Origin of the sequence: Brevibacillus fortis (assembly GCF_003013395.1) — a bacterium.
Lineage (GTDB): Bacteria > Bacillota > Bacilli > Brevibacillales > Brevibacillaceae > Brevibacillus > Brevibacillus fortis.
Genome location: NZ_PXZM01000001.1, coordinates 145,350 through 161,896 on the forward strand (window position 1 = coordinate 145,350; position 16,547 = coordinate 161,896).

At 50.1% G+C, this 16,547-nt stretch carries 15 protein-coding genes; 4 read left to right on the top strand and 11 right to left on the bottom strand.

Going from position 1 to position 16,547, the window contains the following annotated elements; all coding sequences use genetic code 11:
* Positions 1-68: 68 nt before the first annotated feature.
* Entirely contained in the window at positions 69-734 is a 666-nt protein-coding gene (locus C7R93_RS00805; RefSeq protein ID WP_106837026.1) for a YutD family protein, read from the bottom strand.
* Positions 735-813: 79 nt separating this feature from the next.
* Between C7R93_RS00805 and C7R93_RS00810 the strand changes: the two genes are divergently transcribed.
* The gene (locus C7R93_RS00810; protein WP_208637772.1) at positions 814-1,749 is read left to right on the top strand and encodes a YhcN/YlaJ family sporulation lipoprotein; all 936 of its coding nucleotides are present in this window, start codon (positions 814-816) and stop codon (positions 1,747-1,749) included.
* A gap of 70 nt (positions 1,750-1,819) precedes the next feature.
* On the opposite strand, the gene lipA is transcribed toward C7R93_RS00810, so the two are convergent.
* The 4 genes from lipA to C7R93_RS00830 all read right to left on the bottom strand — a co-directional run bounded on the left by lipA (position 1,820) and on the right by C7R93_RS00830 (position 6,831).
* Positions 1,820-2,722 carry a lipoyl synthase gene (gene lipA, locus C7R93_RS00815; protein ID WP_106837028.1) on the bottom strand — a complete coding sequence of 301 codons (903 nt, stop codon included), beginning with the start codon at positions 2,720-2,722 and terminating at the stop codon, positions 1,820-1,822.
* A 101-nt stretch (positions 2,723-2,823) separates the two neighbouring features.
* Entirely contained in the window at positions 2,824-5,019 is a 2,196-nt protein-coding gene (locus C7R93_RS00820) for an ATP-binding protein (protein ID WP_106837029.1), read from the bottom strand.
* Positions 5,016-6,143 carry a metallophosphoesterase family protein gene (locus C7R93_RS00825; protein ID WP_106837094.1) on the bottom strand — a complete coding sequence of 376 codons (1,128 nt, stop codon included), beginning with the start codon at positions 6,141-6,143 and terminating at the stop codon, positions 5,016-5,018. The genes C7R93_RS00820 and C7R93_RS00825 overlap by 4 nt, the downstream gene beginning before the upstream one ends.
* Positions 6,144-6,279: 136 nt before the next feature.
* Positions 6,280-6,831 (bottom strand): DJ-1/PfpI family protein, encoded by a 552-nt coding sequence (locus C7R93_RS00830; protein WP_106837030.1) that lies wholly within the window; start codon positions 6,829-6,831, stop codon positions 6,280-6,282.
* A 207-nt stretch (positions 6,832-7,038) separates the two neighbouring features.
* On the opposite strand from C7R93_RS00830, the gene C7R93_RS00835 reads away from it, so the two are divergent.
* From C7R93_RS00835 to C7R93_RS00845, 3 genes are all read left to right on the top strand, one after another.
* Positions 7,039-8,046: a M23 family metallopeptidase gene (locus C7R93_RS00835; protein WP_106837031.1), complete on the top strand. Its 1,008-nt coding sequence runs from the start codon at positions 7,039-7,041 to the stop codon at positions 8,044-8,046.
* 106 nt (positions 8,047-8,152) lie between these two features.
* Complete coding sequence (locus tag C7R93_RS00840) at positions 8,153-8,761, top strand: TetR/AcrR family transcriptional regulator (protein WP_106837032.1); 609 nt, start codon at positions 8,153-8,155, stop codon at positions 8,759-8,761.
* 21 nt (positions 8,762-8,782) lie between these two features.
* A complete protein-coding gene (locus C7R93_RS00845) occupies positions 8,783-10,315 on the top strand; it encodes an aldehyde dehydrogenase family protein (protein WP_106837033.1) in 1,533 nt (510 codons plus the stop codon).
* Between the two features lie 23 nt (positions 10,316-10,338).
* Here C7R93_RS00845 and C7R93_RS00850 read toward each other — a convergent pair whose 3' ends face one another.
* The 6 genes from C7R93_RS00850 to C7R93_RS00875 all read right to left on the bottom strand — a co-directional run bounded on the left by C7R93_RS00850 (position 10,339) and on the right by C7R93_RS00875 (position 16,528).
* Complete coding sequence (locus C7R93_RS00850; RefSeq protein ID WP_106837034.1) at positions 10,339-11,457, bottom strand: Ger(x)C family spore germination protein; 1,119 nt, start codon at positions 11,455-11,457, stop codon at positions 10,339-10,341.
* Entirely contained in the window at positions 11,454-12,542 is a 1,089-nt protein-coding gene (locus C7R93_RS00855; RefSeq protein WP_106837035.1) for a GerAB/ArcD/ProY family transporter, read from the bottom strand. Before C7R93_RS00855 ends, C7R93_RS00850 begins: the two co-directional genes overlap by 4 nt.
* A 5-nt stretch (positions 12,543-12,547) precedes the next feature.
* Positions 12,548-14,050 carry a spore germination protein gene (locus C7R93_RS00860; protein WP_106837036.1) on the bottom strand — a complete coding sequence of 501 codons (1,503 nt, stop codon included), beginning with the start codon at positions 14,048-14,050 and terminating at the stop codon, positions 12,548-12,550.
* A gap of 124 nt (positions 14,051-14,174) precedes the next feature.
* Positions 14,175-14,639 carry a 6,7-dimethyl-8-ribityllumazine synthase gene (gene ribH / locus C7R93_RS00865; RefSeq protein WP_106837037.1) on the bottom strand — a complete coding sequence of 155 codons (465 nt, stop codon included), beginning with the start codon at positions 14,637-14,639 and terminating at the stop codon, positions 14,175-14,177.
* A gap of 16 nt (positions 14,640-14,655) precedes the next feature.
* Positions 14,656-15,855, bottom strand: coding sequence for a bifunctional 3,4-dihydroxy-2-butanone-4-phosphate synthase/GTP cyclohydrolase II (locus C7R93_RS00870; RefSeq protein WP_106837038.1), 1,200 nt, complete (start codon positions 15,853-15,855; stop codon positions 14,656-14,658).
* 16 nt (positions 15,856-15,871) lie between these two features.
* Entirely contained in the window at positions 15,872-16,528 is a 657-nt protein-coding gene (locus tag C7R93_RS00875; protein WP_106837039.1) for a riboflavin synthase, read from the bottom strand.
* Between the last annotated feature and the right edge of the window lie 19 nt (positions 16,529-16,547).

Genomic DNA, 16,547 nt, shown 5'->3' on the forward strand with positions numbered 1-16,547 from the left:
ATTGAAAAACGAAAAGAGCCCTGACATATAGGGCTCTTTTTCTATGCTTCTTTTATTCTGTTTCGTTTTTAGGAATCACGCTTCGGCTGATTTGGCCCTGTTGGGACTTTATCGCGTTCACGATTGGGTCTCAATTGATTGGGACGGCGCTCACGTGAGCCGGAATCTTTGCCATTTTTATCGGGTCGATCCTTTTGAAACTTTGGTTTCTCACCGCGATCGTTTCTCCCTGCCCCATTGCGATCAGCGGCAGCATTGTTTTGGCGATCCTGTTTATTTTGACGAGGGTGGTAGCGTCTGCGTTCTTTTCGTTCGACATAGGGTGAAGAGCCACCCTCTTCACGGGGAATGTCCTGACGGATATCAATGATGACATCAAAGGCAGCTTCGTCTTGCCCGCTTTGGTCGTCACTGTTGCCGACATTTGCTTTTACCTTGCGCAAAACGAAGTACGGACAACCAAAATTGCAGAACTCATGCAGGTACTCATCCAAAGCGGCGATCCGCTGCTCGAACGGTACTTTGCGATTAGCGTCAGTATAAAACCCACGAAGACGAAGCTGACCATAGCCCCAGTCCCCTACAATATAATCGTACTTGTCGAGGATGTCGCTATAGCGCTCCTTGAACGCTTCAAGGTTCCAGCCGTCTCGATTTACTTCCATGACTTCATAAGTACCGGCTTGCGTGCGAATCAAACTCGCTTCCTCCTTACGCATGTATACTATGTCCATCTTATCATATTTCACGCAACATGAGCTAAAATTCCCACGATAACTGCCATGTGCCTTTGGACATTCTATCGTGTAGGGGGTGTTACCATTGAAAAAGACATGGTTGTATCCTGCAATTGCAGGTATTGTGCTCTTGGCTTCTGGTTGTAACAACAATGCTGCGCCTAATTACACACATCCGAACAGGACAATGTCGAATCAAGCCGCGCCGTACACCAGAAACTTTGATGGAATGCACGTCCGTAACTACGATGGCATGGGCTTGAATAACTTTGACTGGTTCAATGCCGACAACAATAATGGCGTACGTTCCAACAATTTTGACGGTCGTCACGTCCGCAATGGAATGGGACTCAACAACGACGGAATAAACAATGGCATGTTCCCGAATGGTACTCCACGGGCAAATGTGAACAACTACAACGCCTACACGAGCGGCATGAGACCGTACAATGCCTTTACGGATCAAAAAGCTGGTATGGGGACAGCAGGTGTTTACAATACACCAACTGGAAGACACCATTCCATTTATCAGCAGCAAGCTTGGAACCGCGGTGGAGCTGGAATCATGCAAACCGGAATGCCTCGAATGGGCTATGCGCAGACTGACCGTCAGCATATGAAAACTGCCAATGCAACAAACGTCTATGTAGATCGCGATGCGTTGGCAAAAGCTGTAGGGAATGTCACTGCCAGTTGCCCTGGCGTCCAGCGCTCAACCGTCTTGGTAACGGATAAAGAAGTTTTTGTGGGTCTGCACACACAAGGAGCAGATGGGCACACAGCGAAAAAACAGGCAAGAATGAACGCCGAATCGGTTTCACCACGCTACTATAGAGTGTATGTAACCGATAACCCAAATGATATCCAGGAAATCGCTCGTGTAGCAAGTCGCTCCAGCAACGTGAGTACAGCGCGTACAGAAGATGCGAAAAGCATTGATACGCTCGTCAAGCGTATGGGGGGAACATCCCATAACGTGAAGGCTACTCACAAAGGTACAACCAGTCGCTAAAGTCCTCTCCCCCATATAATGAAAAACCCCCTCTTTTCCGCTCATGCAGGGCGGGTGAGGGGGGGATTTATTATTGCGCTTTCGGCATGGATTCTTTCGCAATCGTTTCCTTTGCGGCACTCGCCTGCTCGTGAGCGTGATACGAGCTGCGTACCAACGGACCTGACTCCACGTGACTAAAGCCACGCTTCATGCCTTCTTCCTTCAAGCGAGCGAATTCATCTGGATGGTAAAACTTTTCTACCTTCAAATGCTTCTTGGTCGGTTGCAAATACTGACCAATCGTCATGATATTGACGTCGACAGAACGCAGGTCATCCATCGTTTCGATGATTTCCTCCATCGTCTCGCCTACACCAATCATCAGACTGGACTTCGTCGGAATGTTCGGCTGGAATTCTTTTGCCTTTTTCAACAGTTCCAGCGTCCGATCGTACTTAGCTCTTGCCCGTACGCGATCTGACATCCGGCGAACTGCCTCAATGTTGTGGTTCAGTACGTCAGGCTTTGCGTCCATGACCACTTTTAAGGCATCCCAGTTCCCCATAAAATCAGGAATCAATACTTCGACCGAGGCAAACGGCAGTCGACGACGGATCGCACGAATCGTATCGGCAAAAATCTGTGCGCCTCCATCTGCCAAATCATCACGAGCAACGGAAGTAACAACCACGTGCTTCAATCGCATTTGTTCGGCTGCTTCTGCTACGCGTTCTGGTTCAGCCGTATCCAGCTCCGTCGGCAGTCCGGTTTTTACTGCACAAAACCGACAGGCTCGGGTACATATATCGCCCAAAATCATGAAAGTTGCTGTACCGCTTGCCCAGCATTCATGAATGTTGGGGCATTTCGCTTCTTCACAAACGGTATGTAGCGTCTTCGTGCGCATGGTTTGCTTAAGCTCTTTAAAGCTGGCTAGTTCTGATCCTGAAACAAGGTTGATCTTGAGCCACTCCGGCTTGCGTTGCGTCATAGGGCTCACTCCTCATGTGACATCATGGTACAAGACAATAACAATCTCCATTATAGAGGTTGGATTTCGGAGGGGCAACCTCTTTCCTGCCCCGGAAACAATTACCCGATCCGATGCACTGCATGGCGGTTCCCTTGACGAAGTAATGGCGCAAGCATGCGCAGCTCTCGCTCATGACAGGTGAAAAGGAACACTTGCTGCTCTTGTGCCAGCATCGCTACATAGTCAAGCGTTCGGCGCAATCGCTCTTCATCATAATGGACAAAATGATCATCAAAAAACAGCGGCAATGGCTCCGACTGCTTGGCATGATGCACCAAAGCCAGACGCTGGGCAAGGTATAGCTGATCAATCGTCCCTGTGGAGCATTGGTCCTGTTCGAGCACCATTTGTTTGGTCGGCTCAAGCAAACGGACGGCAAAACCCTCACGCGGATCGAGTCTGACATCCCGATACGCTCCCCCTGTAATATGCTCGATGATCTCCGATGCCTGTTGATTCACAGCAGGCGTGCTATCCCGTCGCCATTCCCCTACGGCCTCCTGCAACATTTCCCGAGCCAACTGAAGGGCGTCTCGCTTATTTTGTAGCTGACGAAGTGCAGCCTGCGCTTCCTCAAGCTCATCAGTTGCGCGAGATAATGACAGACTCTCATGAACCGCCATCTCACCATTTCCTCTGGCCATTTGTTCCCGCAGTTCCTGCAATCTCTCCTCAATCTGTACGATCTCGATGCGCAGTTTGCTTTGCTCGGTCTCATGCGCGTTTTTTTCCTGATCAAGCAAGCTCCGAAGTGCCTCCCCCCAACTTGCAGACAGATCGGCCTCCTGCTTCGTTTTCGCCATTTCCGATAGTAGCTGCTCAGATTGTTGCTTGCGTGTGCTTTTCAGTAGCTCTTCCCGTCTTTGCAAAAATGTATCCCAATCACTCGCCCCCCATCTCTGAACGAGTCTGCCTAGTTCAGCATCGAGTGAAGCGATCTCTTCTTGTACTCTTTGACTTTCCTGTACCGCGTCATTGTCTGCTGTTTGTTTGGGTCCTCCTGTACTCTCTTTTACTCGCAACAAGAAAACCCCAAAGCCGAACAGCACCAAAGCGGCAGTCGCAGAAATTCCACCCAGAACGGGATGTCCACTCACGAAGCCGATTAACCCAAAAACAGACAGTATCCCTGCGCTGCCCCACATGAGTACAGCCCCCCGCTTCCTTTTCGCGTGATTCCCTTGTCGAGTGCTGCGTGATGCTGTACTTCGCGGACTTGTGGAAAGGGCGGATACAGCCAATGTCGCCAAACGAACATGCAATGCTTCTCGCTGTTTGAGCAATTGTGCGCCTTTTTCATAATCGTGTTGTAAGGGTACAAGATGGTCATCACCCTGTTGTACGGCTACTGTCGGCATATTTACCTGAGTGAAACCACGTCTTGCCTCTTCGTGAATAGCCAACTCGGCCTCAGAGAGAGCTGTTTGCTCCCACCACTCCCAGTCTTGTTGACTGACAGGAGCATGGCTTCGTTGCCAGCGTTCCTGCAACGCTTTCGCTTGTCCGGTTGAGCGATCCAGACGCTGCTGCAATCGGCTACGTCGCAGTTCTAATTGCTGACATTCTTCTTTCGCTTCCGCTATTTGCAGCGTCAGGTGACTGATCGTTTGCCACGCAGCTTTTGCATTCTCCTTCTCCTGCTCTTTTTGAGCTACCTTCGTTGCGGCTTTTCCCAAAAGTGTATTTTCGGCCCGTTCTTTTTTGCCGATGACCGCAACCTCCCGATCCAGCTCCGCCAAAATTTGTTGGACAGCCGGATTGGCTTCTTCCGCAGTCGTAAAAGTTGGAATCAAATGCTCAGCTGCTTGAAGGGGTTCCCTCCTGATCCACGTCAAATCCGTGAATAGACTGCGCGTAAGGCCCGTATGCTTTTCGATAAAATTGCGTTCCTTGCGCCTGTCTTCCAAATAAACATCAGTCAGCTCCGTCCATTCGGGGTCCAAAAAGAGGCGTGCCTCCTCCCGTTCCTTCGTCAATTGACGGTGCAGGCGATAGGTTTTGCCCGCTAATTTGTACGTAATGATCGTTTCATACGCGCCACTCTGCCACGGGCGGTATTTTTCATATTCAGGCAAGTATCGCGCCGATTTGACGTAATCGCGCTTCACACCATACAAGGCAGCGAAAATGCCCTGAAGGATGGTTGATTTTCCAGACTCATTGGGGGCATAAAACAGATTGATGCCTGGAGCAAAACGGAAGGAAGCATCCTGCCATTTTCCGAAGCCCCCTAGCACTAGCTCCTCAATTTTCATCGAATGGTCCCTCCAATCCGCGCCAAAGCCTCTTGCTTGGCCAACCTGACGATTTCTCGCTCATCCTCATTTTGTGCACGGGACTCCGCCTCTGCCAGCTTGGAAAGCCATCTCCCCCATACGCCACCATCTGCGATCAGCTTGTCCTCATCCACATCAGGCCACGTCCGATCTGTAAGCTGCAGCACAAAAAAACGGGAGAATCGCTGTTGAATTACGGACAATGGAGGCTGAAAATGCGCATCTCGCTCACCTGTCAGCGTGATGTACAGCATATCGGAATCCTTTTCCTCTGCGAGCTGCTGCTCCATCCAATCAATGAGCTGCTCAGTCGTTTCGACTCCTTTTGCCTCAATTTCCAGCTTTCGAATTTTGCGTGACTGGACAGGAATTGCCGTGAGCTGCAATCTGCCATCCTGATCCAGCTCGCCATACAATACGTTTCGTTCTCCAGCTTCCTTGCTCGTCAATCCTTCTGGCGAGCCTGGGTAAGCAGCGAACGGTTGTTTTTTGACGGGATGCATGAACTGCTCTGGCTTGTGAATGTGTCCCATCGCAATATAGTCCATGTCCGTCTGTACGAGCTGCTGCAAGGTGACAGGCGCATACGGATGATGCTCCTCTTCCCCTGAATGAGAAAGCACACTGGCGTGCAGAACCATCAGATGATGGGCATATCCTTCCAATTTGCCTGGAAACGTATCGAGTGGCGACTCATACACATGTGGCTGCCCGAAGCCCCAGCCGTAGATTACGCAGGACTTTTCGGGAAATTCGTACACGCCCCACTCGGGTGTAAACCAGTAGACGTTCGCCGGCCATTCCAATGTTTGATAAAACGAATCCGCTCGCCACGGATCATGATTGCCAGGTGCGATCACGACAGGGATTGGTGCGATACTAGCAAAAAGATCACGTAAAAACATCGCAGTTGATCGTCTTCCCCCGTGGTATTCCAACAAATCTCCAGCAATGAGCCAGAAGTCCGCTCCCTTTTCGCGGACAAGGTCACGGATTCTTTTCATCGTTTGACGAAAATCATCCTGACGCAGCTCGTAACGCTCCCCCAACATTTGAAGCGGTGCATCCAGATGGACGTCCGCTGTATGAATAAATGACAGCACGATCACTTCCACTCCTCACATAAAACAGACGAACATACTTTCCCTTTATGATACAGAGGAAAAGGCTGGATGAAAAGCATCTGTCAGAACGAAAAAACTTCCGCCAACTGGGACGGAAGTTTGGATGACTTGTTTTTTACTTGAGCAAATGGAGAAATTCACGCATGAAGCCTGGCAAGTCTGGCCATGCATGTCCCGAAACCAGATTGCCATCGACATGGAGCGTTTCGGTTTGGTAGATCGCACCACACGCTTCTACATCCGGTCTGCATGCCTGATAAGCTGTGATTTCACGACCAGCTAAGTGTTCACGAACGATGGTCAATACTTGTGAGCCGTGGCAGATGGCTGCGACTGGCTTCTTCGTCTCGAAAAAGTGCGCCACAATCGGCTTCAGGTGCTCATTGAGCCTGATATGCTCAGGTGCTCGTCCACCCGGAATAATCAAGGCGTCAAACGCCTCTGGGTTAATGTCTGAGAATGCAACATGGGCGGGAAGCTGATAGGCTGGCTTTTCTGTGTACGTCTCACTGTGTGCTTCGAAATCATGGCAAACGGTGTGCAGGGTTTTCACGCTGGGTGCTGCAATGACCGTTTCATACCCTTCTTCCAAGCAGCGGTAATACGGATAGAAAACCTCCAGTGCCTCCACGGCATCCCCTGTTACAATTAACACTTTTTTGCTCATCACACAGCCTCCTCATGACCATTTATTAAGGAATACACTCCTCCTGATTTGAATTCTTTGGCTGTACGGTGTGCTCCTGCCTCCTTTTCTGCAAATTTACAAAACTTTCCTCACCAACAACCAAAAGCTCTTCCAAAAGTATCTTGGATAATCCACTCCAACTGGCAGAAACTACAACAAAAGACTACTAGGCTGGAGGGAGACGGCATGCGAGTTTTCCGCCTAATCATTCAGATCAGCTTGTGCGTGGTTGCAGCTATTTCGCCACTAGAATCCGTCGCCGGAATCGCTCCGTCCGCTAAAGAGCAAGACCCGGTTCTTCAAGAGCGCTTGCAGCTTTTTTTGCGCTTGGAATCGATGCACGGCATTCCGTGGAATTATCTGGCAGCCATTGATCAATACGAGCGAACCATGAAAATACGCCGGAAGAAGCAGGAACAAGAAAATGTCTCGCGGCTAACAGCCGTGGACATTCCAAGCGACCGTTGGGCAGGTGCGTTCAATCCTGAAGCGGAGGATACCAATCCGGTATCTATTCAGTTTTTTGACGGGATCGGAATGGACGGGGATGGCGATGGGCTTGCAGATCGTCATAACGATCTCGATGCACTCACTACTTTCATTCGCTACCTATCCCAATACGGCTTCTCTCACGAAGATTGGCAAATCGGTCTCTGGTCATACTACCAGCGGGATCGGTCCGTGAAGACGATCAGGCAGTTCGCGCAGGTGTACGCAAAGTATCAACATCTGCACCTAGATGAGCGCCATTTTCCCATTCTGGCAAGGTACGAATACAGCTACCGCAGCACATGGGGGGCTCCACGCGGCTGGGGTGGTCGTCGCATCCACGAGGGGACCGATATTTTTGCGAGTCACGGCACCCCTGTACTCAGCACAGCGTACGGAGTCATTGAGGTAATCGGCTGGAACAGGTTTGGCGGATGGCGAATCGGCATGCGTGACATGGGCAATGTGTACCATTACTTTGCACATCTGTCCTCGTTTAAAAAGGGCTTGAAGCCTGGTGACATCGTGGAGCCAGGAGAAGTGATCGGATATATCGGCAGCTCTGGATACGGGAAGCCCGGCACCTCAGGCAAATTTCCTCCCCATCTGCACTACGGTATGTATCGGGAAACAGGTGGAGCAGATTGGTCATTTGATCCCTACCCGTATTTACGACGTTGGGAGCGGCAAAAGAAGCGGCAATGAAGCCGCTTCTTTTTTATGGGCAGCTCTTTTCATTGACATCCAGCATCCGTAAAAATACAATAAAAGCAGAAAAACTGGACAGTTGTCCAAAAAAAGAGGTGAGAAAGTGACTACCCAGAAAAAAGCCGAAGCAAAACGGGCATATTTGATTGAGCAAGCGACTGCTTGTTTGGCTGAAAAAGGGTATGCACATGTTTCCTTGCGCGACATTGCCAAAGAATCTGGCGTCTCACTCGGCATCCTGCATTATTACTTTGCAAGCAAAGAAGAGCTTTTGCTCGCGGTAATCTCTAGCTACAAAGGACGTTTTATGGAGGAGTTGGAACGCGAAGTAATCACGGCTCCATCTGGCGAATGGTCAGCAGCTCTTGCCCGTGTTTTGTGCCGGAGTCTACAAGAGGATCGGAAGCTGCATCGGCTCTGGTATGACTTGCAGGTACAATCCATGTACGTTCCTGCGTTTGGTGAACAAGTAAAAGACATTCGATCCCGGCTGCATCAGCTCATCTCTCGTATGCTCGTACGATTACAGCGCGAAGAACAATATTCATTGACCATCGACGAAGACTCCGCAATCTCACTCATTTACTCTGCAATCGACGGATTTCTTTTTCAGTTTTTGCTCGATGAGCTACAGAGGCCGGAAGAAGCGATTGCCCGTTTTGAACAGGCCTTTGCCCATTTGATGCGTACACTCTTCTCTTCTGAATCTTAATCTCCTTAATCGAGGTGAATCATGATGGCAGTCATGTCCATGCAAAACCCCGCCACCGGAGAGCTGCTAGGCTCTTTACAGGAAGCGACTCCAGAACAAGTAGAAGACGCGATGGCACGTGCGCGGCTTGCCTTTTCAGCTTGGTCCGCTACATCCTTGGCTGAGCGTCTGGACTATTTGACACGATTGCGGCACTATTTAGTCGATCACGGCGAAGAAATCGCCCGAAAAATTAGTGAGGCGACCGGAAAAGTTACATTGGAAGCGTACATGACCGAAATTTTCGTCACTGTCGACACCATCCGTTTTTACGAAAAACATGCCTATCAGATGCTGGCCGATCAGCCTGTACCAACCTCCCTCGTGCTGTGGCCGAAGAAATCGTATATCCACTACAAGCCGATGGGTGTCGTCGCGGTCATCTCTCCGTGGAATTATCCGTTTCAGCTTGCCGTCATTCCCGTATTATCTGCCCTCGTAGCAGGCAATACCGTTATTTTAAAACCATCCGAGGTGACTGCTTCTACTGGACTGCTCATTGAAGAGGTGTTTTCCGCTGTTTCTATGCCAGATGGAGTCGTGACAGTCCTGCATGGGGGACGCGAAGCTGGACAGGCGCTGGTGGCTGCGCGCCCGGATAAAATATTTTTCACAGGCTCTGTCGCAACAGGCAAAAAAATTATGGCGGCAGCGTCGGAGCATTTGATCCCTGTTGAACTGGAGCTAGGCGGCAAAGACCCGATGATCGTGTTTGAGGACGCTCATCTGGAACGGGCAGCGAATGGCGCGGTGTGGGGGGCTTTTACGAACTCTGGGCAGGTATGTATGTCTGTTGAACGGCTTTTTGTCCATGAAAAGGTATATCCTGAATTTCTCAAGCTGGTCACTGAAAAAACAAAAGCCCTGCGTCAAAGCTATCCGGATCAGGCCGAGGTCGGGTCGATGACGTCTTCCCAACAAATCGGAATTATCCGTGAGCATGTGAATGAAGCACTGGCTGCGGGCGCGACAGCAGTCACCGGAGGACTTCCTTCCTCTGACAGCATGTATATCGCACCGACCATTCTCACAAACGTGACACCTGACATGAAAATCATGCGGGACGAGACCTTTGGTCCGGTGTTGCCCATCATGACTTTTGCCAGCGAAGAAGAGGCTGTCCGCCTGGCTAACAGCTCACCGTACGGGCTGAATGCCTCGGTATGGTCAGCCAATCAAACAAAAGCGGATCGCGTAGCTCGTCAGCTGGACAGCGGCAACGTGTGTATCAACGACGTCATTATCAGCTACGCCAATCCCCATCTTCCTTTTGGCGGGGTTAAACAGAGCGGCATCGGCCGTTATCGCGGGCCTTCAGGACTGCAAGCCTTTACGCACAGCATCTCTGTCATCCATGATCCGGGCAAACGCAAGCGGGAGTTCAATTGGTATCCGTATACGAAAGACCAGGAGCTCACCTTCGTCGGTTTGACCAACCTGCTGTACGGCAAGCTCCAAAATGTAAATCGCCGGACTTTGAGTGCGATCTGGCGCGAATTCAAGCGCCTGTTCTAACTACGCCGGAATACTACTGCTCCTTATTTCAATGTGCCAAAACCGACAATTTCCAGATGAACCTTAACGTTGATTCTAGCTTTTTTATAAAGGGCGAGACCCGTTTCCCGCGTCCATTTGCCATCATACTTTTGGCGAATGCTCTCCTCTAGCTGCGCCGGGTCAACCCCTTGCTTTTGAAAACGGACCAGCATCTTCATGCTTTCCTTTTTGATCCGTGTCTCAAGCTCTTGAACCAAGGTCCGAAGTTGAGACCGCTTCTCCAAATCCTTGTTGCCTGAATAGCCTACCAACATCCCTCTTACCCGAAGATCGATGCTGATGACAGGCTTTTTCAGGCTGCCTTTGCTTCTCACCTTCGTTTGTGCCCGCACAAAATCGAAAACGATTTTTTCCGTTTGTTTTTTACCTGTCTTCGTCTCGTGTTGAAACTCGAAGCTCATACGTGGCAAGCGTTCTCTACCGAGAAACCCCTGAACCAGCTTCCCCTCTCGCTGTGAATACAATCCGATCATCCTGTCCACGCGAAAAAGGGCCACCTTAAAGATCTGAATCTCTCCGTTACTGTGGATGAGATAAGGAAGAGTGGGGTCCATCGTGTTGCTGGTCATCATAAAAACAAAATCGTGAATGGTCGCAAAAGACGAAAAGGCCGTTTCCACTCGCGGACGGAGCAGGTTGTTTAAATACGTGTTGATTTCCGGCCTGTGGTTATAGGTTCCTTTGATGACATCTTTCGCTGTTCCTTTGACGACGGCAATGTATACATTTTCTCCGACAATTGGATTGCGGTAGAGATCCAGGATGACTTTTCCGATCCCTGCTTTGCGGGCGTATTCTTCACTGAACAAAATCACCCGCAATTGCGAGAGCGACATGGTCCTCTCTGCTTTTGTCGCGAGATTCAGCATCGCCTCGCTCGTCATCGAGGCATGCGTCGAGTACACCTGTGTCGTTTCCTTATTCCTAGCGGGTACCGGTACCGATACGGTGACATCTATCTTTTCACGGTCCACATAATCGAAGCCCATAACCCCAATCATGGCCATATCTTCTAGTGACGGCCGTTCGATTTCGCGCCCACAACCGCAAAGGCAGAGCAAGAGGACAACCGCAGCGATGAACCAGCTCGCCCTCTTCATGATACTCGCTCTCCTCTACCGAACCTCAAGGAATGAAGCACTAACAAAAAAATCGGCCACAAGATCAATCCATAGGCCATATAAACGGTCACCTTGTCATAAATGTAGCGTTGTCTTTCTACAGATAATGGCCCCACAATGAATAGAAAGGAAATGATGGTCGGTACAAGCAGATGCCACAGCCGTGTCTTTTCTGCCATTTCTTCCAGACCCGTACGTGCAACCCACAAGTACCCCGTACTCGTGCTGAGAATAAGGAAGACCCAAAGACCAATCCCGAGATTTTCGATCCGCTCCAAAAAAGACAGCTCTACAGCCTTAAACAAATTCAAAATGGGATAAATGAGATTGTCCATTTGCCATTCGGAAAAATAAGATACGCTCGTGAGCAGGATCATGACGTACAGCAAAACAACGATCCATACCCCAATCAGGACATGCTTGTGTGCCTTGTTCTTGTCTTGGATATATGGATAGAAAAACAGGACCAATTCATACCCAAGCATGCTCGCGTAAGAATTGTGCACCGTTTCGGCAATACTGCGCCAATCTGTATGAAAAAGAGGAAAAATATGCGTCATTCCGCCCTTTTGAAATCCGTACTGCAAAAGAAAAATCATCCAACCCGTAAAAAAGAACGTTAGCAGGCAAAAACGCGCGATCAATTTGATGCCGCCGTTTGTTATGTAGACCATGACCAATGTCAATCCAAGCAATGGCAATGTGACTGTCTGATTGCTCAGCATGGAGGTTTGCACCAGCCTGACGTATCCTTCATGGGCAGTAGATACGTTCAGAATGGCGTAGACGATAATCAGGATATTGAAACAGCGTCCCAGCCATTTTCCCAACAGCTTTTCGTGAATCCGAAAAAGATTATCCTCTGGATAACGTCGGCACAAGGCCATCATCGGAATTAGCGTTAGGCTAACGATGCATCCCAGCAAAATCGGAGACCACCACAGATTGTAGCCCATTTTACTTGCATGATGAGCCAGTCCAAGTAAATTAACCCCCACCATCGTATTCATAATCAATCCGATTACCAGGATCGGATTCAGGCTGTGAATTCTCCCTCTATCCATCTCTCCTAGTCCTCCCCAAATGGCCGGACATGCTTTTGCTTGGCCCGGGACATGCGGTTGCGATTGACGATAAACCTCAATGGTGCACGTATGAGACTATTCATCAAATCGGTCCATTGACGCGGAACCCCCGGGGCCATGTACGGCGTCCCGAGCGAAGTCAGATTGAGCAGATGTCCGAATAAAAACGCCAGTGCCAGCATCTGGCCATACATACCCAATACGCCTGCCATCAAGATGAAACCATAGCGAACGAGCCGAATCGCATTACTCATCAAAAAATTGGGTGGCACAAAAGAAAGCAGTGCCGATACGGAAACAAGGACGATCAAGATATTACTGGCTAACCCCGCTTGTACAGAGGCTGTCCCGATCACGATACCGCCCACAATACCGATTGTCTGACCGATTTTAGTCGGCATTCGTATCCCCGCTTCCCGCAGGATCTCGATGACGAGCTCAATAATGAGCACCTCGATTACGGGCGGAAAAGGCACCCGGCTGCGAGATTCAGTCAAAATCGTCAGCAAAGCGGGAGGAAGCATTTCCGGATGATACGTCAAGACAGAGACATAACTGGATGTGAGCATAATGGTGATAAACAAACCAAAAAAGCGAATCATCCGCAGCAAGCTTGCCGTCGACCATCGATTGTAAAAGTCTTCGGGGCTGCTAAACATCTCCAGAAAGGAAGTCGGGCAGATTGCGGCATCCGGACTGCCATTTAGCATGATCACGATCCTGCCGTCCAACAAAGCGGCTGTAGCATTGTCAGGACGACCGGTCAAGCCAAACTGCGGAAACGGAGAGTACGGCTTATCCTCCAGCATTTGCTTTAAGACAGGCATCCCGACAAATCCATGGTAAATGACGTTGTCGATCCTTTTTTTCACACGTTCCACATTTTCCGCGTTCGCGATATTGTCCAAATAAATCACAGCTACCTTGTTCTGCGCCTGGGTGCCGATCGTGTAGCTCGATACTTTCAAATGGGGTGTAGCCAGCCTTCTCCGAAGCAAGGACAAATTGATCTCCAGCATTTCAACAAAGGAGTCTTGCGGTCCAAGGACGGTCGCCTCCGTCTCTGACTTCGTGATCGAGCGATGCGGGACCTGGAATGTATTTACATGCAGGATCAAATTCCTCTCCAGGAAGAACAAAATCGTATGACCGCGCAGCAAATTGCTCATCAAAGTCTCCATGTCGTCGAGCTGACACTCCTGGGCGAAAGGGAGAACCTGCAACGGCTCTCTGCCATCGGAGCGTTGCAGCGGAAGAAATACCGTCTGATAGATTTGCGAGACATCCACCAGCGTATCGAGAAAAAAAACGTGTACCTCTTCGTCATTCATCTTCAATGACAAGCTGCTGAGGTCATCCACGTTTTGCATGCATTGCTTTACCATATCCGGTGTAATTTGTTCGCCTCTCCGCGCATGAGCCGAACCGATGCGCCGCTTTGCTTGTATGGACTCTACTTGCGCTCTCCACCAATCAGTCGGCTTCAGGCTAGATCCCCCCTTTTTTCAGGAAAATCTTTCTTACTTTGACCTGTCTGTGGTGATTTTATCCAAAAAAAGAGAACGGGAGCCGAAGCCCCCGTTGAAATATCTCGTTATCCCTATGAAATGATTAGACGAACTGCCTGGATAGATTGGCCATTTCGATCGCTGCCGCTGCTGCTTCCCAACCTTTGTTGCCTGCTTTGGTTCCCGCGCGCTCGATGGCCTGCTCGATATTGTCTGTCGTCAATACACCAAAAATAACGGGTATCCCAGTCGTTAGCGATAGGGACGCGACTCCTTTTGCGGTCTCATTGCAAACGTAGTCGAAGTGCGGAGTCGACCCACGAATGACAGCTCCCAGCGTAACAACCGCGTCATAGCGACCGGATTCCGCCATTTTTTTGGCGATCAACGGAATTTCAAAAGCCCCCGGTACCCAAGCCACGTCTACATGCTCATCTTCTACGCCATGACGCTTCAGGGCATCGAGAGCCCCTCCGACCAGCTTGCTTACGATCAATTCGTTAAAGCGTCCTGCCACAATCCCTACACGCAAACCTGTTCCAACCAAATGTCCTTCGAATGTTCTCATCGCTTATTCCCTCTCCTTATCCGTGCAGATGAAGCAGGTGACCCAGCTTCTCTTGTTTTGTTGATAGGTAACGTTTGTTGTGCAGATGCTCCGGCATTTGAAGCGGCACCCGCTCTTCTACTGTTAATCCGTACCCGGTAAGCCCGCGGATTTTTCGTGGGTTGTTGGTCAAAAGCCGCATGCGCTGCACCCCTAAATCTCGCAAAATTTGCGCACCGATACCGTAATCTCGCAGATCAGCGGCGAACCCTAGCCTTTCATTGGCCTCAACCGTATCCAAGCCTTCCTCTTGCAGCTTGTAGGCACGCAGCTTATTAATCAAGCCAATGCCTCTGCCTTCTTGGCGCATGTACAACAAAATGCCGCGTCCGTTCACTTCGATCTGTTCCAATGCAGCGTGCAGCTGTGGCCCGCAGTCGCAGCGATGAGAGCCGAAAATATCTCCTGTCAAGCATTCCGAGTGCACGCGAACGAGCATGGGCTCATCCGGACTAATCTCTCCCTTGATGAGGGCCACATGCTCTTTGCCATCCAGCTCGTTCGTATAGGCCGCGATCCGAAAATCACCGTAGGCGGTCGGTAGCTGCACTTCAATTTCCCGTTTTACCATGGATTCCGTCCGCATCCGATACGCGATCAAGTCGGCAATCGTAATCAGCTTGAGATCAAAGCGACGTGCGATTTCTACCAATTGCGGCAGACGTGCCATGGAACCGTCTTCGTTCATAATTTCGCAAATGACGCCCGCTGGAATGCCTCCCGCCAAGCGAGCCAAATCAACTGCCGCCTCCGTATGCCCCGCTCTGCGCAATACACCGCCAGACTTCGCGATTAACGGAAAAATGTGTCCCGGTCTACGAAAATCTTCTGCTGTCCTCTGATCATCGAGCATCGCCAAGACAGTCTGGGAGCGCTCATGGGCGGATATCCCTGTATGCGTACTCCCTTCATCGATGGAAACGGTAAAAGCCGTTCCTTGCTTGTCTGTATTCGCATTAACCATCGGGTTCAGCTGCAAGCGAGCTGCGTGCTCTTCTGTCACTGGTACGCAAACGAGTCCTCTCCCATGTGTGGCCATGAAGTTGATCATTTCAGGCGTAGCCGCTTCGGCCACGCAGACAAAATCTCCTTCGTTTTCCCGATCCTCATCATCTACCACGATAACCGCCTTACCCTGACGCAAATCTTCCAATGCTTCTTCTATACGATGAAACATGCTTTCTCCCTCCTCCTCACGCGAAGCCGTTTTCCTGCAAAAAGCTGAGACTGAGCCTGCCAGATTTCTCTGTACCGCCATGGTTTTGATAACCTAGCAAACGCTCCACATATTTGCCGATGACATCTGCTTCGAGATTCACCAAGTCTCCAGGTCGCTTGTCTGCAAGACTCGTATTCGCCAGCGTATGCGGAATGATCGAAACGGTAAAACCGCTATCGGTTACGTCCACCACAGTGAGGCTGATACCATCTATGCAAATCGATCCACGGGCAATGACGTACTTCAACAGTTGCGGTTTGGCCTCAATCCTAAACACGACGGCATTCGCATTTACCTCTCGTGAAGTAACCATTCCGGTCCCATCTACATGGCCGGAGACAATATGCCCACCAAAACGGTCTCCCAGCCTCATCGCTCTCTCCAAATTAACTCGCTGTCCGCTGCGTAATTGCCGCAAGCTCGTCTTGTTCATCGTCTCTGGCATCACATCGACGCTAAACTGACGATTTGTATAAGACGTAACCGTAAGGCAAATACCATTGACTGCGATACTATCGCCGAGCTTCACTCCTTCGAGTACCTGCTGTGCGCGGATGACCAGTCGACTCGCCTGCTCGTTCCCTTGAATCGATTCCAACACGCCCACTTCTTCGACCAGCCCCGTGAACATGCTCTCTCCTCCTCACTTG

What these genes read in the sequence shown, in the direction of transcription:
- C7R93_RS00805 (WP_106837026.1), bottom strand. Translation starts at nt 734, where the DNA reads ATGGACATAGTATACATGCGTAAGGAGGAAGCGAGTTTGATTCGCACG.
- lipA (WP_106837028.1), bottom strand. Translation starts at nt 2,722, where the DNA reads ATGACGCAACGCAAGCCGGAGTGGCTCAAGATCAACCTTGTTTCAGGA.
- C7R93_RS00820 (WP_106837029.1), bottom strand. Translation starts at nt 5,019, where the DNA reads ATGAAAATTGAGGAGCTAGTGCTAGGGGGCTTCGGAAAATGGCAGGAT.
- C7R93_RS00830 (WP_106837030.1), bottom strand. Translation starts at nt 6,831, where the DNA reads ATGAGCAAAAAAGTGTTAATTGTAACAGGGGATGCCGTGGAGGCACTG.
- C7R93_RS00835 (WP_106837031.1), top strand. Translation starts at nt 7,039, where the DNA reads ATGCGAGTTTTCCGCCTAATCATTCAGATCAGCTTGTGCGTGGTTGCA.
- C7R93_RS00845 (WP_106837033.1), top strand. Translation starts at nt 8,783, where the DNA reads ATGATGGCAGTCATGTCCATGCAAAACCCCGCCACCGGAGAGCTGCTA.
- C7R93_RS00850 (WP_106837034.1), bottom strand. Translation starts at nt 11,457, where the DNA reads ATGAAGAGGGCGAGCTGGTTCATCGCTGCGGTTGTCCTCTTGCTCTGC.
- C7R93_RS00855 (WP_106837035.1), bottom strand. Translation starts at nt 12,542, where the DNA reads ATGGATAGAGGGAGAATTCACAGCCTGAATCCGATCCTGGTAATCGGA.
- ribH (WP_106837037.1), bottom strand. Translation starts at nt 14,639, where the DNA reads ATGAGAACATTCGAAGGACATTTGGTTGGAACAGGTTTGCGTGTAGGG.
- C7R93_RS00870 (WP_106837038.1), bottom strand. Translation starts at nt 15,855, where the DNA reads ATGTTTCATCGTATAGAAGAAGCATTGGAAGATTTGCGTCAGGGTAAG.
- C7R93_RS00875 (WP_106837039.1), bottom strand. Translation starts at nt 16,528, where the DNA reads ATGTTCACGGGGCTGGTCGAAGAAGTGGGCGTGTTGGAATCGATTCAA.